General features: G+C 68.4%; 21 protein-coding genes. 10 read left to right on the top strand and 11 right to left on the bottom strand.

Annotated elements, in window-relative coordinates; translation table 11 throughout:
* Positions 1-11 precede the first annotated feature (11 nt).
* Positions 12-611 carry a phosphonate metabolism protein/1,5-bisphosphokinase (PRPP-forming) PhnN gene (phnN, locus tag J0J10_RS07430; RefSeq protein ID WP_291645916.1) on the bottom strand — a complete coding sequence of 200 codons (600 nt, stop codon included), beginning with the start codon at positions 609-611 and terminating at the stop codon, positions 12-14.
* On the opposite strand from phnN, the gene J0J10_RS07425 reads away from it, so the two are divergent.
* Positions 610-1,230, top strand: a complete 621-nt coding sequence (locus tag J0J10_RS07425) for an LbetaH domain-containing protein (RefSeq protein WP_291635627.1) — start codon at positions 610-612, stop codon at positions 1,228-1,230. The genes phnN and J0J10_RS07425 overlap by 2 nt on opposite strands.
* Positions 1,231-1,325: 95 nt before the next feature.
* On the opposite strand, the gene ppa is transcribed toward J0J10_RS07425, so the two are convergent.
* Positions 1,326-1,868: an inorganic diphosphatase gene (gene ppa / locus J0J10_RS07420; protein WP_291645915.1), complete on the bottom strand. Its 543-nt coding sequence runs from the start codon at positions 1,866-1,868 to the stop codon at positions 1,326-1,328.
* A gap of 176 nt (positions 1,869-2,044) precedes the next feature.
* On the opposite strand from ppa, the gene J0J10_RS07415 reads away from it, so the two are divergent.
* Positions 2,045-2,767 carry a fused DSP-PTPase phosphatase/NAD kinase-like protein gene (locus J0J10_RS07415; protein ID WP_291635624.1) on the top strand — a complete coding sequence of 241 codons (723 nt, stop codon included), beginning with the start codon at positions 2,045-2,047 and terminating at the stop codon, positions 2,765-2,767.
* A 13-nt stretch (positions 2,768-2,780) separates the two neighbouring features.
* Here J0J10_RS07415 and J0J10_RS07410 read toward each other — a convergent pair whose 3' ends face one another.
* The 3 genes from J0J10_RS07410 to J0J10_RS07400 all read right to left on the bottom strand — a co-directional run bounded on the left by J0J10_RS07410 (position 2,781) and on the right by J0J10_RS07400 (position 5,326).
* Positions 2,781-4,127: a hypothetical protein gene (locus J0J10_RS07410; protein WP_291645914.1), complete on the bottom strand. Its 1,347-nt coding sequence runs from the start codon at positions 4,125-4,127 to the stop codon at positions 2,781-2,783.
* Positions 4,128-4,421: 294 nt separating this feature from the next.
* Positions 4,422-4,964: a heme utilization cystosolic carrier protein HutX gene (gene hutX / locus J0J10_RS07405; protein WP_465247166.1), complete on the bottom strand. Its 543-nt coding sequence runs from the start codon at positions 4,962-4,964 to the stop codon at positions 4,422-4,424.
* A 14-nt stretch (positions 4,965-4,978) separates the two neighbouring features.
* Positions 4,979-5,326: an antibiotic biosynthesis monooxygenase family protein gene (locus J0J10_RS07400; protein ID WP_291635620.1), complete on the bottom strand. Its 348-nt coding sequence runs from the start codon at positions 5,324-5,326 to the stop codon at positions 4,979-4,981.
* Positions 5,327-5,566: 240 nt separating this feature from the next.
* On the opposite strand from J0J10_RS07400, the gene J0J10_RS07395 reads away from it, so the two are divergent.
* From J0J10_RS07395 to serA, 4 genes are all read left to right on the top strand, one after another.
* Complete coding sequence (locus tag J0J10_RS07395) at positions 5,567-6,562, top strand: heme/hemin ABC transporter substrate-binding protein (protein WP_291645913.1); 996 nt, start codon at positions 5,567-5,569, stop codon at positions 6,560-6,562.
* 8 nt (positions 6,563-6,570) lie between these two features.
* Complete coding sequence (locus J0J10_RS07390; RefSeq protein ID WP_291645912.1) at positions 6,571-7,671, top strand: FecCD family ABC transporter permease; 1,101 nt, start codon at positions 6,571-6,573, stop codon at positions 7,669-7,671.
* Between the two features lie 17 nt (positions 7,672-7,688).
* Entirely contained in the window at positions 7,689-8,528 is an 840-nt protein-coding gene (locus J0J10_RS07385; protein ID WP_291645911.1) for a heme ABC transporter ATP-binding protein, read from the top strand.
* A 75-nt stretch (positions 8,529-8,603) separates the two neighbouring features.
* Complete coding sequence (gene serA, locus J0J10_RS07380; RefSeq protein WP_291645910.1) at positions 8,604-9,860, top strand: phosphoglycerate dehydrogenase; 1,257 nt, start codon at positions 8,604-8,606, stop codon at positions 9,858-9,860.
* 64 nt (positions 9,861-9,924) lie between these two features.
* Here serA and J0J10_RS07375 read toward each other — a convergent pair whose 3' ends face one another.
* Positions 9,925-10,896 (bottom strand): KpsF/GutQ family sugar-phosphate isomerase, encoded by a 972-nt coding sequence (locus J0J10_RS07375; RefSeq protein WP_291645909.1) that lies wholly within the window; start codon positions 10,894-10,896, stop codon positions 9,925-9,927.
* Between the two features lie 146 nt (positions 10,897-11,042).
* On the opposite strand from J0J10_RS07375, the gene J0J10_RS07370 reads away from it, so the two are divergent.
* Entirely contained in the window at positions 11,043-12,611 is a 1,569-nt protein-coding gene (locus J0J10_RS07370; protein WP_291645908.1) for an outer membrane beta-barrel protein, read from the top strand.
* 128 nt (positions 12,612-12,739) lie between these two features.
* Here J0J10_RS07370 and J0J10_RS07365 read toward each other — a convergent pair whose 3' ends face one another.
* Positions 12,740-13,618 carry a UTP--glucose-1-phosphate uridylyltransferase gene (locus tag J0J10_RS07365; RefSeq protein ID WP_291645907.1) on the bottom strand — a complete coding sequence of 293 codons (879 nt, stop codon included), beginning with the start codon at positions 13,616-13,618 and terminating at the stop codon, positions 12,740-12,742.
* 314 nt (positions 13,619-13,932) lie between these two features.
* Here J0J10_RS07365 and galE point away from each other — a divergent pair, with 314 nt between their 5' ends.
* From galE to J0J10_RS07350, 3 genes are all read left to right on the top strand, one after another.
* Positions 13,933-14,922: a UDP-glucose 4-epimerase GalE gene (gene galE / locus J0J10_RS07360; protein ID WP_291635604.1), complete on the top strand. Its 990-nt coding sequence runs from the start codon at positions 13,933-13,935 to the stop codon at positions 14,920-14,922.
* 175 nt (positions 14,923-15,097) lie between these two features.
* On the top strand, positions 15,098-16,336 hold the full coding sequence (locus tag J0J10_RS07355) for a lytic murein transglycosylase (RefSeq protein WP_291645906.1): 1,239 nt from the start codon (positions 15,098-15,100) through the stop codon (positions 16,334-16,336).
* A 65-nt stretch (positions 16,337-16,401) separates the two neighbouring features.
* Positions 16,402-17,613, top strand: a complete 1,212-nt coding sequence (locus tag J0J10_RS07350) for an SGNH/GDSL hydrolase family protein (protein ID WP_291645905.1) — start codon at positions 16,402-16,404, stop codon at positions 17,611-17,613.
* An 18-nt stretch (positions 17,614-17,631) separates the two neighbouring features.
* Here the strand turns inward: J0J10_RS07350 and J0J10_RS07345 are convergent, their stop codons facing one another.
* From J0J10_RS07345 to J0J10_RS07330, 4 genes are all read right to left on the bottom strand, one after another.
* A complete protein-coding gene (locus tag J0J10_RS07345; protein WP_291645904.1) occupies positions 17,632-18,786 on the bottom strand; it encodes a winged helix-turn-helix domain-containing protein in 1,155 nt (384 codons plus the stop codon).
* An 84-nt stretch (positions 18,787-18,870) separates the two neighbouring features.
* Entirely contained in the window at positions 18,871-19,140 is a 270-nt protein-coding gene (locus J0J10_RS07340) for a hypothetical protein (protein WP_291645903.1), read from the bottom strand.
* A gap of 5 nt (positions 19,141-19,145) precedes the next feature.
* Positions 19,146-20,153 carry a WD40 repeat domain-containing protein gene (locus J0J10_RS07335; protein ID WP_291645902.1) on the bottom strand — a complete coding sequence of 336 codons (1,008 nt, stop codon included), beginning with the start codon at positions 20,151-20,153 and terminating at the stop codon, positions 19,146-19,148.
* A 191-nt stretch (positions 20,154-20,344) separates the two neighbouring features.
* A complete protein-coding gene (locus J0J10_RS07330; protein WP_291645901.1) occupies positions 20,345-21,307 on the bottom strand; it encodes a CobW family GTP-binding protein in 963 nt (320 codons plus the stop codon).
* Positions 21,308-21,350: the final 43 nt, after the last annotated feature.

Below are 21,350 nucleotides of genomic sequence, written 5' to 3'. Positions count from 1 at the left end.
GCCGCGGCGTGTCAGACTGGCTCGGCCGAGGCGCGCAGCAAATCCAGGAGATCGGCCGCGCCTTCGGTGATCGTCCGGTCGTTGACGATCCGCCGCAGCTCGGCGCGCTCGGTCGTCAGCGGCGCCTCGCGGGACAGCCGGGCCGCGATATCGGCCTCGCTCTCGCGCCCGCGCGCCGCGAGCCGCTTCGCCAGAACGGCCGCCGGCGCGGTGATCTCGACCACGACGACACGCTCCGCCAGGGCCTCCGCCGCACGGATCGCACCGCGCGAGATGTTTGCGATCACCACCTGCCCCATGGCGAGGCCGGCGAGCTCGCGCACCGGGATGCCGTAATCCAGGCCATGGGCGGCCCAGCTCAGGGCGAGCTCGCCGCGCGCCCGGGCGGTCACGAAACCGGCTTCGTCGCAGCTGTCATGGTCCTCCGCCCCGGCGAGCGCCGGACGGGTGATCAGGCGACGTGCGAAGCGGAAGCGCCGATCCTCGGCGAGCGCGCGGCGGGCAGCGTCCATCAGCGCATCCTTGCCGGCCCCGGATGGGCCGACCACCAGCACCAGCACGCCGGCCAGGGCCGGCGCCGCGATCATCGTTTCAGCAGAGGAATGCGTCATGGTGGCCAAGAAGCTCGGACTTGAACCGGTGATCGACCCCACCGCCAGGGTGCGGCAGGCGGTGCTCGGCCGCTATACCGAGATCGGCGCCCGCACCGCCTTCGCCGAGTCCAGCCTCGGCGACTACTCCTATGTCGTGAACGACGCGGATGTCATTTACACGACAATCGGCAAGTTCTGCTCGATCGCCGCCCATACCCGCATCAACCCGGGCAACCACCCGATGCAGCGGGCGAGCCAGTCGCATTTCAGCTATCGCTCATCCGCCTATTTCGACGATGCGCAGGACGATGCCGACTTCTTCGCCTGGCGCCGCTCGACCCCGGTCACGATCGGCCACGATGTCTGGATCGGCCACGGCGCCATCGTCCTGCCGGGCCGCAGCATCGGCACGGGCGCGGTGGTCGCCGGTGGCGCGATCGTCACCAAGGATGTGCCGGACTACAGCATCGTCGCCGGCAACCCGGCCCGCATCATCCGCCGGCGCTTCCCGGAGGCGATCGCCGAGCGGCTCAAGGCGCTCGCCTGGTGGGATTGGGAGCATGCGCGCTTACGCGCCGCGCTCGCCGACTTCCGGGCGCTCGGCGTCGAAGCCTTCCTGGAGAAATACGAGGGCTGACGGCAAGCGCGCGTCATGCTCGGGCCTGACCCGAGCATCTCCCGCAAGAGATTCTCGGGCCCACGCTTCGCTTCGCCCGAGAATGACGAAGCAGTTCAGGCCTTCGCCTTGGCCTTCTTCGCGCGCTCGACCGCCTCGAGGATCAGTTCCTTGGCCTTGGCGGCGTCGCCCCAGCCGGTGAACTTCACCCATTTGCCGGGCTCGAGATCCTTGTAGTGCTCGAAGAAGTGCTGGATCTGGTCGAGCGTGATCTTCGGCAGGTCCGTGTAGTTGTGGACGTTCTCGTAGCGCCTGGTCAGCTTCGGCACCGGCACGGCGATGATCTTCTCGTCGCCGCCGCCCTCGTCCTCCATCATCATCACGCCGATCGGGCGGACCGCGATGTAGGATCCCGGCACCAGCGGGCGGGTATTGGCGACCAGCACGTCGCAGGGATCGCCATCCTCGGAGAGCGTGTGCGGGATGAAGCCGTAATTCCCGGGATAGCGCATCGGCGTATAGAGGAAGCGGTCGACGAAGAGCGTGCCGGCCTCTTTGTCCATCTCGTATTTGATCGGTTCGCCGCCGATCGCGACCTCGATCACGACATTGACTTCGTCGGGGGGATTCTTGCCGATGGAGATGGCGTCGAGGCGCATGAACGAGACCTGTCTATGGACGATACTGGCGCGCCTTATGCCGGCTCGCGCCGCAAAGGCCAAGTCCGACCTTCTGCCCAATCGTCATCCCCGCCCTGCGGTAGGCACGGCTCGCCCGGATTTGCGCGCGAGCGCCGGCGCTGGTATCGGGCCAGCATGGAAGAGAGCATGACGAGATGCTGAACCGCTTGCGGCGGGACGAGGACCGCTATGCCAGGCGTATGGCACGAATCGCGCGCTGGGACCGCCCGCTCGGCGGCCGGGTCGACCGGCTGCGCGCCTGGGCCAACATGCTGCTGGTCGACCATGGCATCTTCCGGCTCGCCTATCTCAACGCCCACCGTGTCACGCCGCGGCTCTGGCGTGCGGCACAGCCGGCACCAGGCGATATCGCCTGGTTCGCCCGACAGGGGGTGCGCACCATCGTCAATCTGCGCGGCGGGCGCGAGCACGGCTCCTGGCAGCTCCAGCGCGAGGCCTGCGAGCGCCACGGCGTCGCCCTGATCGACTTCGTGCTGCGCTCGCGCGGCGCCCCTGATCGCCAGACCATCCTGTCGGCACCGCAATTCTTCGACGAGCTTGCCCTGCCCGCACTGGTGCACTGCAAGTCCGGCGCCGACCGGGCCGGCTTCTTCGCCGCGCTCTATCTGCTGGTCCATGAAAAGCGCCCGCTGAAGGAGGCCATGGCCGCGCTCTCCTTCCGCTACGGCCATTTCCGCTTCGCCAAGACCGGCATCCTCGACACCTTCTTCGAGGCCTATGAGCGCGAAGGCGAAGCCAAGGGCATCGCCTTCCTCGACTGGGTCGCCAATCACTACGATCCCGAGCGCCTGGAACGCGAGTTCAGGCCGGGCTTCCTGTCCTCGCTGCTCGCCGACCGGCTGATCCGGCGCGAATAGCCGGGCCGGCTGCTCAGATCCGGGAGCCCTGCGGCAGCGCCTTGGCAGCTCCACCGCCGCCGAAGCCCGTCCAGGTCAGACAGGCATGGGCGCACATCCGCAGCAGCGACATCGCGCCGATCGCGCACAGCATCGCCAGCGACAATTTGCCGAACCAGGCGATCAGCGCCAGCGTCGCGACCAGGGCGACGGCATTGATCATCATCGGATGCTGCGGGTCGCGCGACAGCGTCCCGATCTCGTTCAGCGGTGCGACCAGCGCAATGCCGACATAGAACAGCGTCAGGATCGACAGCACCGTCCCGATGCCGTGCCATTGCGTCTCCTCGAGCCAGGGATCGAGGAGGAGCACGAAAGCGGCCGCGCTTGCGAACAGGGCGAAGGCGGCGACGATCAGCCCGCCGGTCAGGATCCGGGCCCAGCGCCGACGCGCCGGCCCCTGTCGGCTGCGCAGGCTGCTCATCACCAGCGGCAGGGTGACCGCGCCGAACATCTGCGTCGGGACATCGAGCAGGCGCATCGCCAGCGCGACATGCGCGGCGAAGACGGGATCGGAGGAGAAGGGCAGCGCAAGCAGCGGCGCGACCGAGAAGCCGAAGGAGAGCAGGGCCGAAGGCAGCAGCAGGCGCGGCGCCGCGCTCCATTGCCGGACCGAGCGCCGCAGCTCGCGCACCGACCACTCGGCCTGCAGCGCCAGCCGCTGGAAAGCGAAGCGACGGCGCCAGCCGAGATAGCCGGCCGAAACGGCATGACCGATCGCATCGGCGGCGAAGAGGGCCAGCGAGGACGCGCCGAAGGGCAGGATCAGCGCCAGCATCGCGCCGGGCTGGATCACGGCCTGAAGCAGGCCGGCATTGCCGAGCGCTCGGAAATCGCCCTCCGCCGTGGCTTCGGCCGTCGCCAACCGGATCGCCGCCCGGCCCGCGAGCGAGAACACGAAGAGCGCTGCATGGCCGGCCAGAACAAGGCCCAGCGTCGAGGACGCGATCGCCGCGAGCCCGACCAGCGCGAGGAAGCCGACGCCCGTCACGACCGAAAGCCGGAAGGCCCGTCCCAGCCGGTCGGGGTCGCTGTTCTGGAAGAACACGGTCTCGAAACGGAGCAGTGCCGCAATCGAGAGAAAATTGGCGAGAGCGGAGTAGATCGCGAATTCGGCGAAGGCCTGGGGCGGGCAGAGCAGCGCTGCGATCAGCAGCCCCCAGACGGAGAGGAAGCGCGCCTGGACATAGCGCAGCGCCAGCAGGATTCCGGCGGCGATGCCGCCGCCCGGGCGCAGCGAGCGCAGCGCGCCCTGAGCCAGCTCGGGGCGCACTGCCGACAAGGGCGCCAGAGCTCGCTCCAAAGTCGCCTGCGCAGCCATTCCAAGCGCCTCTGTCGGGATTTCGGGGGTGGTCCCCGCCGCCTTCCCGGGTCTTTCGGCGGCCTTGCGAGAACGGGGCGAGAGCCGTTGTGCCGCTCTGCGCATACCGTGCCGCAACCTCGACAGTGCGCTCACGTGGTTAACAGATCCTTGACGAAACCCGCGCGGCAGACCGGCAGGGGCTCCATCTGGGCACCGGGCATGGCGAGAAGATGGCGAGCGCTGCCCCTTGGTCAGGCACCCACCCCAAGGGCAGGCGCCTCTTCGCGGCCCAGCGCCGTGACCTCCATCGCCTCAGACGAAGTCGCGCTGCAGCGCTTCGAAGCGGGCGACCTGGTCGGCGAGCAGCGCGCGTTGCTCGTCGCGGCGGACGAAGACCTTGAACATCGCCTCGCCGGCGCCGTTGAAGAACTGCACCGAGCAGGAGCGCCGGCCATGGAACTGCCGGTCGACCAGCGCGATCCTGGTGCAATTGCCGGCCTTGATGTGCCCGCCGATCGGGCTGTCGCCATGGATGTTGTAATAGCCGTGACCGAAGGAGCCGACCGGGAGCGAGCCCTCGCATTCGAGCACGATGTCCGGCGTGTGCACGATGAACAGCACGGTGCCCCAGCTGGAGAGCTCCAGCCAGAGCGCCTCGAAACGCTCGGCCGGGATGAAGCGGCGCTGCTCTTCCGGCGCCGCCTCGAGCACGGCGAGCGTCGACACGCCGACCTCGCGGGCGATCGCCTCGATGACACCGTCCGGCTTGGCAGCGAGCGCCTGCCTGACGCGTTCCATAGGGTCGGTGACCGGCGGTTCCTGGCCTGCCGGAGCAAGCGCCTGCGAGATCGGCATGTCCGCCCTCCCCCTTATTCCGCCGCCTGGCGCGGCAGATGCGGGTTGCGCTCGCTCAGCACGGTCTCGAAGCCCTCGAACTCGGGATGACCGAGATAGATCGGCGTCGGGCGCGGCTGGCCCGCACTGCGATGCGATTCGCGGAACTGCTCGGACTTGGTCCAGGCCGTGAAATCCTCCTTCGAGGCCCAGGTGGTGTGCGAGGAATAGAGGGTGTGATCCTCCTTCTCCGGCCCCTTGAGCAGATGGAAGGCGATGAAGCCCTTCATCTCGTCGAGCCGCGTCTTGCGCGACGACCAGATCGACTCGAACGTCGCCTCCTCCCCCTTGACGACCTTGAAGCGATTCATGGCGATGAACATGGGTTTTCCTCGATAGGCTGACGGACAAAGACGGACGATAGGACGGCAGGCGTCGAAGCACTGCAAGCGCCGCGCCACACTTGACCCATCTTAGTAAAACTGAATATCACCGTCAACAATGGCTCAGTAATTACAGTTTTTAATGATTATAAACAGAGCCTATACTTTGGAATCACCATAAACAGACGATGCCGCCGGACCCTGGCGGCATCGCACTGTTGGACCCGACGAGACCGAGCCATGCAATACATGCCATCGCCCGCGACCGCCCCCCTTGCCGGCATCAAGGCCAAGCGCCTCGGCCGGGAACTCACGGCCGCCATCGGGTTGACGCTTCTCGCCGCCTCCAGCCTCGCCGGCAGCCAAGCCTGGCCCACCCGGATGGCGCAGACGGGCTTCGGCTTCGTCGCCAGCGCTCAGGCGCAATCCGCCCAGCGCATCGTCGCGGTCGGCGGCGTCGTCACCGAAGTGCTCTACGCGCTCGGCCTGCAGGACAGCGTGGTCGGCGTCGACACCACCAGCCTGTGGCCGCCGGAGGCGCTGAAAGAGAAGAAGAATGTCGGCTATGTCCGGGCTCTCTCGGCCGAAGGCGTGCTCTCGCTGAAGCCCTCGCTGGTGATCGCGGTCGAAGGCGCGGGCCCGCCCGACGCTCTGGCGCTGGTCCGCGAGGCCGGCCTGCCGATGGCGCCGGTGCCCGAGGCGCTGACGCCCGAGGCCGTGGTCTCGAAGATCGAGATCATCGGCAAGGCGGCCGGCGCCGAGGAACCGGCAAGGCAGCTCGCCGCCGGCGTCCGGACGCGCTTTGCCGAGCTCGACAAGCTGCGCGCCGGCCTGCCGAAGCAGAAGCGCGTGCTCTTCGTGCTCTCCTTGCAGAACGGCCGCACCATGGTCGGCGGCCGCAACAGCAGCGCCGACGCCATCATCGCGCTCGCCGGCGGCGTCAATGCCGCCGAGGCGGTCGAGGGCTTCAAGCCGATGACCGACGAGGCGATCATCACCGCCGCCCCGGACCATGTGCTGATGATGCGCCACAGCGCCGCTCCCTCCCAGACGCCCGAGGAGCTCTTCGCCATGCCGGCCTTCTCCCAGACCCCGGCGGCCAAGGCGAAGAGCCTGATCCGCATGGACGGGCTCTATCTGCTCGGCTTCGGGCCGCGCACCCCTGACGCCGCCCGCGACCTGATGGCCGCCCTCTATCCGGAGGCCAAGATCGCCCAGCTCCCCGCGACGAAATGACCCTCGCCATGAAGCCAGTCACGGCGCCCGGCGCAGCTGCGCTGGCGCGGCTGACCGCCAGCCGCCGGCAGCGCAATCTCGTCGCCGGCGGCGCCCTGCTCGGCCTGTGCCTGCTGCTCATGCTGCTTTCGCTCGGCGCCGGCGCCTTCGCCATAGCGCCCGGACGCGTCGCCGAGATCCTGCTGGCGCGCCTCGGAAGCGGCCCGGCCGAACTGCTCGACAGCCGCGAAGCCCTGGTCGTGCTCAATATCCGCATGCCGCGCCTGCTGCTCGGCGCGCTGGTGGGGGCCGCCCTCGCCATCTCCGGCGCCCTGATGCAGGGCCTGTTCCGCAACCCGCTCGCCGATCCCGGCCTGGTCGGCGTCTCGGCCGGCGCCGGTCTCGCCGCCGCGGCGACGATCGTGCTCGGCGACCGGCTGTTGGCCGGTTTCGGGATGAAGCTGCCCTTCGCCGCATTGCCCTTCGGCGCCTTTTTCGGCGGCCTCGTCTCGACGCTGGCGCTCTATCTGATCGCGACGCGCGAGGGGCGGACCTCCGTCGCGACCATGCTGCTGGCCGGCGTCGCGCTCGGCGCCCTCGCCGGTTCCCTGACCGGCTTGCTCGCCTATGTCTCGGACGACCGGCAATTGCGCGACCTCACCTTCTGGTCGATGGGCAGCCTCGGCGGAGCGAGCTGGAGCAAGCTCTCCGTGGTCGCGCCGATCGTGCTGCCGCTGCTCATCGCCGTGCCCTTCCTGGCGCGCGGGCTCAATGCACTGATGCTCGGCGAGGCCGAGGCCTATCATCTCGGCATCCCCGTGCAGCGCATCAAGGCGCTGGCCGTGCTTCTGGTCGCGCTCGCGGTCGGCGCCAGCGTCGCGGCCGCCGGGGTGATCGGCTTCGTCGGCATCGTCGTGCCGCACCTGATCCGCCTCTTGATCGGCCCCGATCACCGCCTGCTGCTGCCGCTTGCGGCGATCGGCGGCGCCGCGCTCCTCGTCGGGGCCGACATCGTCGCCCGCCTGATCGTCATACCCGCCGAGCTGCCGATCGGCATCGTCACCGCCTTCATCGGCGCGCCCTTCTTCCTCTGGCTGCTGCTCCGCCGCGGCCGGATCGCCGAAAGCTGAACGGCCGGAGCTCGATCATGGCGGCTATCCTCGAAGCCCGGGACCTGCATTTCAGCGTTCGCGGCACCGACTTGGTGCGCAATGCCTCGCTGCAGCTCGATGCCGGCACGACCTCGATCATCGTCGGCCCCAACGGGGCCGGAAAATCGACCCTGCTGAAGCTGCTGACCGGCGAGCTGACCCCGGCCCAGGGCGAAATCCGGCTCGACGGCACGCCGCTCGCCGGCGCGCCGGCCTGGAAGCTCGCCTGCCAGCGCGCCGTGATGGCGCAGAACCAGCGCCTCGCCTTCCCCTTCAGCGTCTACGAGGTCGCGAGACTCGGCCTCGAGGGCGTCGGCCGGGCACAACCCCGCGGCCGCAGCGAGCAGATCGTCGCCGAGGCGCTCGAAACGGCCGGCGTGCTCGGCCTCGCCGGCCGCCAATACCAGACGCTCTCCGGCGGCGAGCAGCAGCGCGTGCAGTTCGCCAGGGCGCTCTGCCAGCTCGAGGCCGGGCGTTCGGTCGCCGAGCGACAGATCCTCTTCCTCGACGAGCCGATCGCCAGCCTCGACCTCTGTCACCAGCTCGCTCTGCTCGATGCCGCCCGCGCCATAGCGACGCAAGGAGCAGCCGTGCTGATCGTGCTGCACGACCTCAACCTCGCCGTGACCTATGCCGACAAGCTGCTGGTGATGCATGAGGGCAGGATCGTCGCGCAAGGCGCTCCGGCCGTCATTCTCGACGATGCCCTGCTGCGCGGCGTCTTCCGGGTCGACCTCGCCTTCAGCCGTCTGCCGCCGACCGGACTGCCCTTCCTGCTGCCGCAACAGCATCTACGCACCGGTGGCGGGTCTGCACTGCACGCGGCGGGCTCCTGACATCCGCAAGAAAGCGTTGGTCAGGCGTCGCCGCGGGTCTATAGCCAAGCGCCCCCCTCGCTTTGCGACCATGCCATGACCGAACAGATCGACCGCCTGTCCTTCCCGAAGGATCGCATCCGCGTCCTGCTGCTGGAAGGCATCAACGACTCCGCCGTCGCGATTCTGCAGAATGCCGGCTACACCAATCTGACTAGGCTGCCCAAGGCGCTCGACGAGGCCCAGCTCGTCGAGGCGATCGCCAAGACGCATATCCTCGGTATCCGCTCGCGCACCCAGCTCACCGGCACGGCGCTGGCGGCTGCGCAGCGGCTCTTCGCCGTCGGCTGCTTCTCGGTCGGCACCAACCAGGTCGATCTCGACGCCGCCCGGCTGCGCGGCATCCCGGTCTTCAACGCGCCCTTCTCGAACACCCGCAGCGTCGCCGAGCTGACCATCGGCGAGATCGTCATGCTGCTGCGCCGGATCCCCGACCGCTCGCGTTCCGCCCATCAGGGCGGCTGGGACAAATCGGCCAACGGCGCCTTCGAGGTCCGCGGCAAGACGCTCGGCATCGTCGGCTACGGCAATATCGGCAGCCAGCTCTCGAACATCGCCGAGGCGATGGGGATGCGGGTGATCTATTACGATCACACCGACCGTTTGCGCCACGGCAACACCGAGCCGGTCGAGAGCCTCGCCGCCCTGCTGTCGGGCAGCGACATCGTCTCCCTGCACGTACCGGAGACGCCGGCGACCCATGGCATGATCGGCGCCGCCGAGATCGCCCTGATGAGGAAGGGCGCCTATCTCATCAACAATTCGCGCGGCACGGTGGTCGATCTCGAGGCGCTCGCCGAGGCCCTGAGCAGCGGGCATCTCGCCGGCGCCGCGGTCGACGTCTTCCCGAAGGAGCCGGCCTCGAACAATGACCGCTTCGTCACGCCGCTCCAGGGCCTGCCCAATGTCATCCTGACCCCGCATATCGGCGGCTCGACAGAGGAGGCGCAGGAGCGCATCGGCGCCGAGGTGGCACGCAAGCTCGTCGATTATTCCGATGTCGGCTCGACCGTCGGCGCCGTCAATTTCCCGCAGGTCCAGCTGCCGACACGTCCGGCCGGCACCCGCTTCATCCAGGTCCAGCGCAATGCGCCGGGCATGCTCCGGCGCCTCAACGACGTCTTCGCCAGCCGCGACATCAACATCGCCGCCCAGAATTTCCAGACCGATGGCGAGATCGGCTATGTCGTGATGGAGGCCGATCCGGTCGGCGAGGTCGCCCGCGAGATCATCGAGGAGATCCGCAGCCTCGACGGCACGATCCGCGCCCGCCTGCTCTACGAGCGCGGCTGAAGACGGAGACGACGCGGCGGCCCGCTGCGATCGCGGGCCGCCGCCTCGCCGTCGTCGAACCCGCTCAGACGACGCCGAGATTCAGCAGGTCGTGCACATGCACGAGGCCGACCGGGCGCTCTTGCGCATCCGCGACGATCAGCGCCGTCACCCGCATCCGGTTGACCATTTCCAGCGCCTCGACGGCCAGGGCATCCGGCGCGATCCGGCGCGGATTCGCCGTCATCACGTCGCGCGCCAACCGCCCGCCCCAGCCGCCGCCGAGCTTGCGGCGCAGGTCGCCATCGGTGACGACCCCGGCGAGCTTGCCGTCGGGGTCGATGACGATGGCGCAACCGAAACTCTTGGCCGAGATCATCTCGACCACATCGGCCATCGCCGCGCTCGCACCGACGATCGGCAGGCGCTCGCCCTGATGCATGATGCTGGCGACGGTCTTGAGCTGCGCCCCGAGCTTGCCGCCGGGGTGATAGACGTAGAAATCCTGGCGCGAGAAGCCGCGCGCCTCGAGCAGGGCGACAGCGAGCGCGTCGCCGAGCGCCATCTGCATGGTCGTCGAGGTCGTCGGCGCGAGCCCGTTCGGGCAGGCTTCCTGCGCCTTGGGCAGGACGAGCGCGATATCGGCCTCGCGCCCGAGCGCGCTCTCGGCATTGGCGGTGATCGCGATCAGCCCGACGCGGAAACGGCGCGTATAGGCGACGATCGCCGAGAGCTCGGCCGCCTCGCCGGACCAGGACAGCGCCACGACCACGTCATCGGGCTGAACCATGCCGAGATCGCCATGGCTCGCCTCGGCCGGATGGACGAAATGCGCGGGCGTGCCGGTGGAGGCCATGGTCGCCGCGATCTTGCGGCCGACATGGCCGGACTTGCCCATGCCGGTGACGACGACGCGGCCGGAAGCGGTGCGGATCATCTCGACGGCTGCGGCGAAGGGCGCGGAAAGCCCGTTGCCGATGGCGGCGTGGAGCGCGTCGAGCCCGGCGCGTTCGGTGGCGATGGTGCGGAGCGCGGAAGCGCCGATGGTCGCGGTCATGCCGCGGCATCTAGCACGGCGACGTGCCGGGTGACCACTGCCCGCTCGCGTTGACGCGGCATTAACCCTCTTCGTTCTAACTCCGTTAACCATGCGCGCCATCCCGGTGCGCCTTGTCCCGTTAACGCCGGAGCCTCGGCCTGCCCGTGACCCGTTTCGCCAAGATCTGCTGGCTGGCCGGCGTCGCGAGCTGTTGCGGCGTGGCCGGACTGCTGGCCTGGCCCCGAACCGGCCTGGCGCAGACGCAGGACGAGCCGGCGCCTCGGGCGCGCGCCTCGGGTCTGCGCACCGGCACGCCACAATATGTCGCACAGCAGCGTGCCCCGGAGAATGCCGAAACCGGTACCGGCCCCACCTCCGCCACCCCCGAGGCGATCAGCGACCCCGCCGCGCTGGTGCAGCGCCAGCAAGGCGCGATCTCGCAGCGCCAGCCGCCGCGCGCCGCGCGGCCGGTCCAGGCGCCATCGCTGCGCGGCGTCACCCAGCGCCAGATCCGCGCACCGCAACCGGTCGTCACCGGGCTGCCGCCCGCGCCGGCCGCGCCCCCCCCTCCGCCGCGCCGCCGCGCCCCGGATGAGGATCCCTATGCCCCGCTCGGCCTGCGTTTCGGCGCCATCACCTTGCGCCCGGCCCTCACCGGCTCGATCGGCTATGACAGCAATCCCTCGCGCATCGCCGGCCCGAGCAAGGGCTCGGCCTTCAGCCGCACCGAGGGCGAGCTCGGCATCCAGTCCGATTGGAACGTGCATGAGCTGACCGGTACGCTACGCGGCGGCTACAGCCATTATTTCCGCGACGACAACGCCTCCCGTCCCGATGCCCAGGGCAACATGTCACTGCGCCTCGACGCGACGCGCGACACCCGCATCCTGCTCGAATCCCGCCTGATGCTCGACACGCAGCGCCCGGGCTCGCCCGATCTCACCGCCTCCGTGCAGGGCCGGCCGATCACCTGGGCCTATGGCGCCTCGGCCGGCGTCACCCACGACATCAACCGCCTGCAGCTCACCCTGCGCGGCTCGATCGACCGCCAGGACTACGAGAACGCCGAATTGACCAACGGCCAGGTGCTGAGCCAGGCCGACCGCAACCAGACGCAATACGGCCTGCGGCTGCGCGCCGCCTATGAGGTGACCCCGGGCTTCAGGCCCTTCGTGCAGGGGGAGGTCGACACCAGGCAGTTCGACCAGAAGGTCGATTCGAGCGGATATATGCGCTCCTCAGACGGCTACACCGCCCGCCTCGGCACGACCTTCGAGATCAGCCGCATGCTCACAGGCGAAGTCTCGGCCGGCTATCAGGACCGCCAATACCAGGATCCACGCCTGAAGCAGCTGCGCGGCATGGTCGGCGACGCCGCGATTCTGTGGACCCCGACGCCGCTGACCACCGTGACGCTGCGCGGCACGGCGGAACTCGGCGACACCACCATCGCCGGCTCGAGCGGCACCACGGCGCGGCGCGTCAGCCTTGAGGTGGCGCATGCGCTCAGGCGGAATCTGACCGTCACCGGCTTCACCACCTTCCAGCGCACCGATTATGAAGGCCAAGGCCTGCGCGAGGATCTCTCCACCATCGGCGCGCGGCTCGACTACAAGCTGACCCGGACCTTCTCGGTCCGCGCCAGCTTCACCCATGAGCGCCTGAACTCGACCCAGCAGGGCTCGGACTACACCGCCAATGTCTCGCTGGTCGGGCTCAGAATGCAGTTCTGACGGCGCGTCATTTCCGGGTGAAGCGCGGCGCAAACCCGGGAAGCTCAGGCCGATAGAGATATTCTAGAACGAGACCATCCTGCCAGAGATGCTCGGGCCAAGCCCGAGCATGACGGCCGGACTTGGCTTTACCGCTTCAGCAGACGCCCGATCTCCTCGCGCAATTGCGGGCCGAGATCCTCGCGGTCCAGCGCATAGGCGAGATTGGCGGCGAGGAAGCCGAGTTTCGAGCCGGTATCGTAGATGTCGCCATCGAAGCGCACCGCGAAGAATTTCTCGCGCTTCGCCAGGGCAATCATCGAATCGGTGAGCTGGATCTCGCCGCCGGCACCCTTCTCCTGCTTGGCCAGCAGGTCGAAGATCGTCGGCTGCAGGATATAGCGCCCGGTGATGTGCAGATTCGACGGCGCCGTGCCCTTGGGCGGCTTCTCGACCATGCCGGTGATCTGCGAGACCTTGGCCTTGGCGTCGTGCACGCCGACGATCCCGTATTGATGGGTCTGGTCGTCGGGCACCGGGGCGACCGCGATATGGTTACCGCCATGCTCGGCATGGGCCTCGATCATCTCGGCGAGGCAGCCCTTGCCGCCGGTATGGTGCAGCATGTCGGGCAGGAGCAGCGCGAAGGGCTCGTCGCCGATGATGTCGCGGGCGCACCAGACGGCATGGCCGAGGCCGAGCGGGCCCTGCTGACGGGTGAAGCTCGCCGCGCCGGCCGCCGGCAGGTCCTGCTTCAGCGCCTCGAGCTCCTTGACCTTGCCGCGCTTGGCGAGCGTGTCGTCGAGCTCATAGGCCATGTCGAAATGGTCCTCGATCACGCCCTTGTTGCGGCCGGTGACGAAGACGAAATGCTCGATGCCCGCCGCGCGCGCCTCGTCGACCACGTGCTGGACCACCGGCCGGTCGACGATGGTCAGCATCTCCTTCGGGATCGCCTTGGTGGCGGGAAGGAAACGCGTGCCCAGCCCTGCGACCGGAAACACCGCCTTGCGGATCTTCTTGCTCATGCGCATCCATCTCGCGCGCCAGGCAGCGCGCGCCTGCTAGATCGGAGGGCTTCTGGGAAACCGGCTTCGCCCCGTTCAATGCCGGCTTCTGGAGGCTGTCGTCCAATTCTGGCGAAAGACGGGCCGCCTCCCGACACCGGAATAGCAGTCAGGCCTTGCCGGAACGTCAATGCCTTCACATGAAATTCTCCGGCAGGCCGCACCGTTCTTGCAGGTACCGCTTCCCGCGCCTTGCCCGGGAGCGCCGGCTGGATGGACTGGCCCAGCCGCGCACAATCGCGTTTGATACGGCTAAGGGCGACAGGGAGACGACGATGGCGATTCTGGTTTCGGGCGGTGCTGGCTATATCGGCAGCCACATGGTGCTGGAGCTGCTCGACCGCGGCGAGAAGGTCGTGGTGCTCGACGATCTCTCGACCGGCTTCTGGTGGGCCGTGCCGCCGGAGGCGACCTTCGTCCAGGGCGACATGGGCGACCAGGCGCTGGTCGAGCGGGTGGTCGCCGAGCACGGCATCACCGAGATCGCCCATTTCGCCGCCAGGATCGTGGTGCCGGATTCGGTCGCCGATCCGCTCGGCTACTATCTCAACAACACCGTCAAGACGCGCGCCCTGCTGGAAAGCGCGGTGCGCGCCGGCGTCAGGCACGTGATCTTCTCCTCGACCGCCGCCGTCTATGGCGAGCCGCCGGTCTCGCCGGTGCCCGAGGAGATCGCGCTCAACCCGATCAACCCCTATGGCCGCTCCAAGCTGATGAGCGAGTGGATGCTCGCCGACACGGCGAAGGCCCATGGCCTGTCCTATATCGCCCTGCGCTATTTCAACGTCGCCGGCGCCGATCCCAGGGGCCGCTCCGGCCAGTCATCGGCCGGTGCCACCCATCTGATCAAGGTCGCGAGCCAGGCCGCGCTCGGCCAGCGTACCGGGCTCGAGGTCTTCGGCACCGATTATCCGACCCCCGACGGCACCTGCGTGCGCGACTACATCCACGTCACCGACCTCGCCCGCGCCCATCTTGCGGCCCTCGATCATCTGCGCGCCGGCGGTGACAGCCTGACGCTGAACTGCGGCTATGGCCGCGGCTATTCGGTGAAGGACGTGGTCGGAGTGGTGAAGAAGGTCTCGGGCGTCGACTTTCCGGTCAAGCTCTCGCCACGTCGCGCCGGCGATCCGGCCTCGCTGATCGCCAAGGCGGACCGGATCCGCAACGAGCTCGGCTGGCGGCCGCAGCATGACGATCTCACCGAGATCGTCACCCAGGCGCTCGCCTGGGAGGAGAGCCTGCGCAAGCGCAATGCGAGCTGAGGCCCGGTCCCCTCAACCCTCATCCCGAGGAGCCGCGAAGCGACGTCATCAGGATGAGGGCTCCGCTGCAGACGGGCCTTGCAGCAAGGCATTTGGCGCCGCATTAACCCATGGTTAACCTCGTTCAGGCGCTGTGTCGGGAAAGCCCGTCCAGCGACCGTGCCAGGGAACCGACATGCGCCGCCTTTCCGCCTTCGTCCTCGCCGCCATGCTCGGCTTCGGCCCCGCCCTCGCGCAGACCACGGGCTCGATCAACCAGGCCCGCGCCCAGGCTCCGAAGCCTGCGCCGCGGCCGACGACGAGCGCCGGCTTCGACGGCTTCCTGAAGACCCTCTGGCCGCTGGCCCAGGCTCGCGGCATCTCGCGCAAGACCTTCGACCTCGCCTTCCAGGGCGTCGTGCCCGATCCCTCGATCGTCGCGCTGACCCGCAAGCAGTCGGAATTCGTCGCGCCGATCTGGAGCTATCTCAACAGCGCCGTCGGCGGCGCCCGCATCTCGCGCGGCCGCGACATGCTCGCCGCCCATGCCGGGGTGCTGGCCCAGGCAGAATCCCGCTATGGCGTGCCCAAGGAGATCATCCTCGGCATCTGGGGCATGGAGACCAATTACGGCTCGTTCAAGGGCGACAAGGACGTCATCCGCTCGCTCGCGACTCTCGCCAATATCCGCTATCGCGGCGACTTCTTCCGCGACGAGCTGCTGACCGCGCTCGAGCTGATCGAGAAGGGCTATGCCGAGCGCGGCGAATTGCGCGGCTCCTGGGCCGGTGCCATGGGCCACACCCAGTTCATGCCGTCGAGCTACATGAAATACGCCGTCGACCAGACCGGCGACGGCCATGCCGACATCTGGACCTCGACCGGCGACGCCATCGCCTCGACCGCCAACTATCTGAAGAGCTTCGGTTGGGTGCCCGGCCTGCCCTGGGGCATCGAGGTCGTGGTGCCCGAGGGCTTCGACCACAATCTCTACCGCGCCGGCTTCGCGAGCTTCCGCTCGGCCGGCTTGCGCCGCGCCGATGGCGGTTCGCTCCCCTCCTCCGGCGAGGCGCGGCTGTTCTATCCGGCCGGGCATACCGGCCCGGCTTTGCTGCTGACCGCGAATTTCGACGTCATCAAGAAGTACAATTCCTCCGACGCCTATGCGCTCGCGGTCGGCCATCTCGGCGACCGGATCGTCGGCCGCCCGGCCCTGCAGGGCGAATGGCCGGTCAAGGCGCCGCGCCTCGACATGAAAGGCGTCACCGATCTCCAGCACCGGCTGAAGCGCCTCGGCCTCTATTCGCATGACGCCGATGGCCGCATCGGCACCGGCACCCGCGACGCCGTGCGCCAGTACCAGCAGCGCGCCGGCCTGCTCGCCGATGGTTGGCCGACGCCGGCACTGCTGGCGCGGATGAAGGCCGCGCGCTGACTTTCGGCCCGGTTTCAGCTATAGAGAAGAGGTGGTCGGACTGACCGACGCCGGGTAGCCGAGCGATGCGCTTACGCTCCTTCGCCATGGCCCTCGCGGCCTCCGCGCTCCTGCTGCTCACCGGCGGCCCCTCGACCTTCGCCCAGGGCGAGCCGCAGCGCCGCAGTCTTTTCAACCTGTTCTGGCAGGTCCCCGAGCGACCAGCAGTCCAGCCGCGGCAGCGTAGCCGGCCGGCGCCGCAGCAGACCCGGCGCCGGCCGCCCCAGATGGTCCGCGACGATCCGGTCATCCCCAAGGTCGACGTCAACCACCATGTCCTCGTCGTCGGCGACACGCTCGCCGACCAGATCGCCATCGGCCTCGCCGACAGCCTGAACGACCGGGCCGATGTCGCGGTTCAGCGCAAGGCCAAGGCCGATAGCGGCCTGGTCCGCACCGATTTCTACGATTGGCCGAAGGCGGTGGTGGAGCTGCTCGCCGCCGATCCCAAGATCATGGTCGGCGTGATCTCGCTGGGACCGAACGATCGCCAGGCGATCCGCGAGGGCGAGGTCACGCTTGAACCGCTGAGCGAGCGCTGGCTGCAGATCTACCGCTCCCGTATCGAGGCGGTGACGGCAGCCTTCGCGGCGCGGCGCATACCGCTGATCTGGGCCGGCGCCCCGCCGATGCAGAACACCAGGCTTTCGACCGACCTCACCGTGCTGAACGACCTCTTCCGCAAGGGCGTCGAGGCGTCCGGCGGGCAGTTCGTCGATCTCTGGACCCCCTATCTCGACGCCGAGAACCGCTACAGCGCGACGGGCCCGGACGTGGACGGCCAGACCACGAGATTGCGCCTCGGCGACGGCGTGCACTTCACCAAGGCGGGCGCCCGCAAGGCCGCCCATTTCGTCGATGTCCTGATCCGCCGCATCCTCGACCGCACGCCGAGCGAGAACGTCATCGCCCTGCCCGCCGAAGCGAGCGCCGGCGCAGCGGCGGCCGCCGAGCAGCAGACCGACGCGATCGAACGGCTGATCGACCGGATGGTCAGCGGCCGGACGGAGGATATTTCCCTCGTCCCTGTCCTTCCGGTCAGGCCGCTCGCCGGTCCGATCCTGCCCTTGACCGGCGCAGCGCCGGCAGCCGGAGAATCCGCGCTCCTGGCCTCGATCCAGGATGCGCGCGGCCGCGGCGATACCGCAACCCAGCTCGACCGCGTCTTCGGAGACGGCGTCGCGCCCGAGCCGAAGCCGGGCCGCGCCGACGATTTCCGCTGGCCGAGGCCGAACTGAGCCCGGCCACCGACGGGTCTAGCCGAGCTGGAAACGCTCGAAACGCTCCATCTCGGCGTCGACCCGCCGGCGCAGCTCCGCCGAGGGCGCCGGTTCCAGCCAGGTCCATTGCTGGATCAGCAGCTTGCGTCCGGCCCGGTCGGTCTTGAGGTCGGCGACGGCGACGATCCGGTCTCCCGCCAGAACCGGCAGGCCGAAATAGCCGAAGACGCGCTTCTCCTTCGGCAGATAGGCCTCGAACAGATGCTCATAGCCGAAGAACAGCTTCAGCCGCTTGCGCTGGATAATCAGCGGGTCGAAGGGCGACAGGATGTGGACGAGTTCTTCACCTCCAGGCGCGGCCGGCTCCAGCATCTCCGGCGCCGCCCAATGCGGCGAGGTCGAGGCGCCCTCGATCGTGACCTCGACCAATTGCCTGCGCTTCACCCTGGCGGCGATCAGCTCGGCCACGGCCTTCTTGCTCGGCGCATCGAGATGGCAGATTGAATCGAGGCTGACGACACCCTGCGCGCGCAAGGCGCGGTCGAGTTTGTAGGCGACGACCTGTCGCTCGGAGGCAGGCGCCGGCCGCTTCTCCCAGCCGAAATGCCGGTCCATCAGCTCATAGGTCTTGAGCATGCCGGAGCGGACCGAGATGACGAGCTCGCCATCGTAGAAGGCCCGTTCGAGCAGCCCTTTCGAGGGCTTCTTGCTCGCCCAGAGATGGGTCTTCTCGACGAGCACGTCGGTGTCGATGTCGCGGATGGTGAGCGCGCCCTCCTTGCGGATGCGGGCGAGCAGCTTGCGGGCCTCCTCCCCGCCCCCGACCGAGGACCAGCGCTTCGGCTCGGCCCGATGTGCCTTCATCGCCGGCAGGAAATAGCGGATATCCGCCGACGGCACATAGGACAGCGCATGCGTCCAGTATTCGAACACCGCCTTGTCGGCCGACTGGGCCTGCACGAGATCGGCCCGCCGATAGGAGGGGATGCGGCTGTACAGGATGTGGTGATGGCAGCGCTCGATCACGTTGATCGTGTCGATCTGGACATAGCCGAGATGGGCGACCGCCGCCGAGGTGGCGGCGGGGCCGGCGCCGAAGGGCTCACGGATGTCGAGCTTCTGGGCCGTTAGCCAGATGCTGCGGGCCTGAGCCTTGCCGAGTTCGGGAATCTTGCGGGGTCGCGTCGCCATTTGCCGCAAACTAGCGAGGCGGCGTGCGAAGGTTAAGGCGCTGCGCCAGGCACTCCTGACAAGCCATGGCGGCGGTGAATTGGGTCAGACGGCCAAAGCCGCCGCCAAGGCCTCCGGCGTCAGCTCGGCCAGGGCGCTCTGCACCTTGTAGGCTCTGGTCTTCTCGCCGGGTTTCATCACCAGGATCACCGTCTCAGTGCCCGGGCAGGCCGGATCGGCGCAGAGGATCTCGTTGACGGCGATCACTGCATTCTCCGGCAGGGCGAGCAGCGCCCGCACCTGCCGCTTCACCGAGGCCGCGGCATCGGCCTCGCCCGCCTCGCGCTTGCCCCTGCCGAACAGGCCGAAGCGCATCGCGCTCAGCCCGGCAGGGTCAGGACGCCGGCCGCCCCGTCCTCGGCGCCGAAGGCGAGCTTCTTGCCGAGCTTGTCCCAGGCGAAGGCGGTGATGCCGCTGCCGCGCTGCGCCGCGCGGACCAGCAGCTCCGAGCCGTCGACCAGGCGGATCATCAGGATGCAGCCATCATCATAGCCGACCGCGAGCACCAGCGCCTTGGGATGGAAGGCGACACGGGTCACCTTGGCATGGCGGGCGCCGCATTCGCGCGGCGCCTTGCCGGTCGGCCCCTCGCCCTGGAAGGGCCAGACGATCGCCGCATCCGCCCCGCTCGAGGCGAGCCAGAGCCCGTCATGCGACCAGGACAGCGACCGCGGCTTCGCCGGGTAGCCGGTCATCCGCATATGCGTCGGCTTCTCGCCGAGCCGCCAGCCATGCAGGGCGTTCTCCTGCATCGAGGTGACGACGAAGCGCCCGTCCGGCGACCAGGTGATGTCGAGATGCGAGCCCTTCCATTCCAGGAATTCCGGCTTCGCCTCGGTGTTCGGATACCAGAGCGATACCCCGTTCATCTGGGCGATGGCGAGCCGGTAGCCCTTCGGCGCGAAGACCACGCCTTGCGGCGTCGAGGCGACGTCGAGCGACTTGACCTTGCCCTTGTCGTCGCGGGCATGGACCGAGCGCCCGAGATTCCAGGCGATGCTACCAGAGCTCGACAGCGTCACCGCATCGACCCAACGCCGCTTCGGATCGGCCGCGATCTCCGTCGGCTCGCCTTCGGCGGCCGTCGCCACGATGCGGCCGTCGTCGCCGCCGCTGATCAGGCGCTCGCCATCCGAGCAGGCGCTGAGGATGCCACCGCGATGCGCGGCGAGGCTCTCGACCGTGCCGTCGCGCCAGCGCAGCAGGCGCCCGTCGGCGAGCGCCAGCGCCAGGGTCTGCTTAAGCCAGGCGACGGCGACGACATGCTCGCCGGCTTCGACGGGAACGACATGCTCGCGCAGCGAGACGGGTTTGCTGATGGTGTCCATGGAGTGGCTTTAGCAAAGAAGACTGAGGCGCGCGACGCCGTCATTCCGGGGCGCGGCGAAGCGGCGAGCCCGGAACCCAGAACCGATCGCGGTGTTCGCAAAGGTTCGGTGTCTGCGAGCATCGCCGGATATGGCATCGGCTCTGGGTTCCGGGCTCAGGCCTGCGGCCTGCCCCGGAATGACGGAGGTGTTCAGGCTGCGCAGGCCAAAAATCCCTCGCGCAAGGCCTTCTCGTCGAGATCGCGGCCGATGAAGACCAGCCGCGACTGGCGCGCTTCGCCTTGCTTCCAGTCGCGCTGCAGATCGCCGTCGAGGATCATGTGCACGCCCTGGAAGACGAAGCGCCGCGGCTCGCCCTTGAAGGCGAGAATGCCCTTGGAGCGCAGGATGTTCGGCCCCTGCGCCTGGCTGAGATCGTTGATCCACGGCATGAACTTGTCGGGGTCGACATCGCCGGGAATGGTGAAGGACATCGAGCGGACATCGTCCGCGTGGTGGTGGTGATGCCCGGCCTCGAGGAAATCCGGCTCGATGTCGAGGATGCGGTCGAGATCGAAGGCGTTGCGGTCGAGCAGATTCTCGATCGGCAGTTCGCAGCGCGTCGTCTTGTGCAGCTTGGCATAGGGGTTGATCGCGCGGATCGCGCTTTCGACCTCGGCCAGCTCCGCCTCGGTGACGAGATCGGTCTTGTTGAGGATGATGACGTCGGCGAAGGCGATCTGGTTCTTCGCCTCCGGCGCGTCCTTGAGGCGGTCCTTCAGCCATTTCGCGTCGGTTACGGTCACGACCGCATCGAGCTTGGTGGCGTCTCCGACATCCTGGTCGACGAAGAAGGTCTGGGCGACCGGCGCGGGATCGGCGAGCCCGGTGGTCTCGACGATGATCGCGTCGAACTTCCCCTTGCGCTTCATCAGCCCGTCGAGAATGCGGATCAGATCGCCGCGCACCGTGCAGCAGATACAACCATTGTTCATCTCGAACACTTCCTCGTCGGCCCCGACGACGAGGTCACCATCGATGCCGGCCTCGCCGAACTCGTTGACGATCACGGCGAACTTCTTGCCGTGGTCCTCGGTGAGGATGCGGTTGAGGAGCGTGGTCTTGCCGGCGCCGAGATAGCCGGTGAGCACCGTGACGGGAATTTTTTCGGACATGGGTCGATCCTGATTCACTTCGCGATTCGGTCGGGCGGCGGCC

Source organism: Allobosea sp. (assembly GCF_017308075.1).
Lineage (GTDB): Bacteria > Pseudomonadota > Alphaproteobacteria > Rhizobiales > Beijerinckiaceae > Allobosea.
Note: the sequence above shows the minus strand (reverse complement) of the source record. Positions and strands in the feature narration are given on the sequence as shown.

Coding starts and splice junctions, on each gene's coding strand:
- J0J10_RS07425 (WP_291635627.1), top strand. CDS start 610: ATGGTGGCCAAGAAGCTCGGACTTGAACCGGTGATCGACCCCACCGCC.
- phnN (WP_291645916.1), bottom strand. CDS start 611: ATGACGCATTCCTCTGCTGAAACGATGATCGCGGCGCCGGCCCTGGCC.
- ppa (WP_291645915.1), bottom strand. CDS start 1,868: ATGCGCCTCGACGCCATCTCCATCGGCAAGAATCCCCCCGACGAAGTC.
- J0J10_RS07415 (WP_291635624.1), top strand. CDS start 2,045: ATGCTGAACCGCTTGCGGCGGGACGAGGACCGCTATGCCAGGCGTATG.
- J0J10_RS07410 (WP_291645914.1), bottom strand. CDS start 4,127: ATGGCTGCGCAGGCGACTTTGGAGCGAGCTCTGGCGCCCTTGTCGGCA.
- hutX (WP_465247166.1), bottom strand. CDS start 4,964: ATGCCGATCTCGCAGGCGCTTGCTCCGGCAGGCCAGGAACCGCCGGTC.
- J0J10_RS07400 (WP_291635620.1), bottom strand. CDS start 5,326: ATGTTCATCGCCATGAATCGCTTCAAGGTCGTCAAGGGGGAGGAGGCG.
- J0J10_RS07395 (WP_291645913.1), top strand. CDS start 5,567: ATGCAATACATGCCATCGCCCGCGACCGCCCCCCTTGCCGGCATCAAG.
- J0J10_RS07390 (WP_291645912.1), top strand. CDS start 6,571: ATGAAGCCAGTCACGGCGCCCGGCGCAGCTGCGCTGGCGCGGCTGACC.
- J0J10_RS07385 (WP_291645911.1), top strand. CDS start 7,689: ATGGCGGCTATCCTCGAAGCCCGGGACCTGCATTTCAGCGTTCGCGGC.
- serA (WP_291645910.1), top strand. CDS start 8,604: ATGACCGAACAGATCGACCGCCTGTCCTTCCCGAAGGATCGCATCCGC.
- J0J10_RS07375 (WP_291645909.1), bottom strand. CDS start 10,896: ATGACCGCGACCATCGGCGCTTCCGCGCTCCGCACCATCGCCACCGAA.
- J0J10_RS07365 (WP_291645907.1), bottom strand. CDS start 13,618: ATGAGCAAGAAGATCCGCAAGGCGGTGTTTCCGGTCGCAGGGCTGGGC.
- galE (WP_291635604.1), top strand. CDS start 13,933: ATGGCGATTCTGGTTTCGGGCGGTGCTGGCTATATCGGCAGCCACATG.
- J0J10_RS07355 (WP_291645906.1), top strand. CDS start 15,098: ATGCGCCGCCTTTCCGCCTTCGTCCTCGCCGCCATGCTCGGCTTCGGC.
- J0J10_RS07350 (WP_291645905.1), top strand. CDS start 16,402: ATGCGCTTACGCTCCTTCGCCATGGCCCTCGCGGCCTCCGCGCTCCTG.
- J0J10_RS07345 (WP_291645904.1), bottom strand. CDS start 18,786: ATGGCGACGCGACCCCGCAAGATTCCCGAACTCGGCAAGGCTCAGGCC.
- J0J10_RS07340 (WP_291645903.1), bottom strand. CDS start 19,140: ATGCGCTTCGGCCTGTTCGGCAGGGGCAAGCGCGAGGCGGGCGAGGCC.
- J0J10_RS07335 (WP_291645902.1), bottom strand. CDS start 20,153: ATGGACACCATCAGCAAACCCGTCTCGCTGCGCGAGCATGTCGTTCCC.
- J0J10_RS07330 (WP_291645901.1), bottom strand. CDS start 21,307: ATGTCCGAAAAAATTCCCGTCACGGTGCTCACCGGCTATCTCGGCGCC.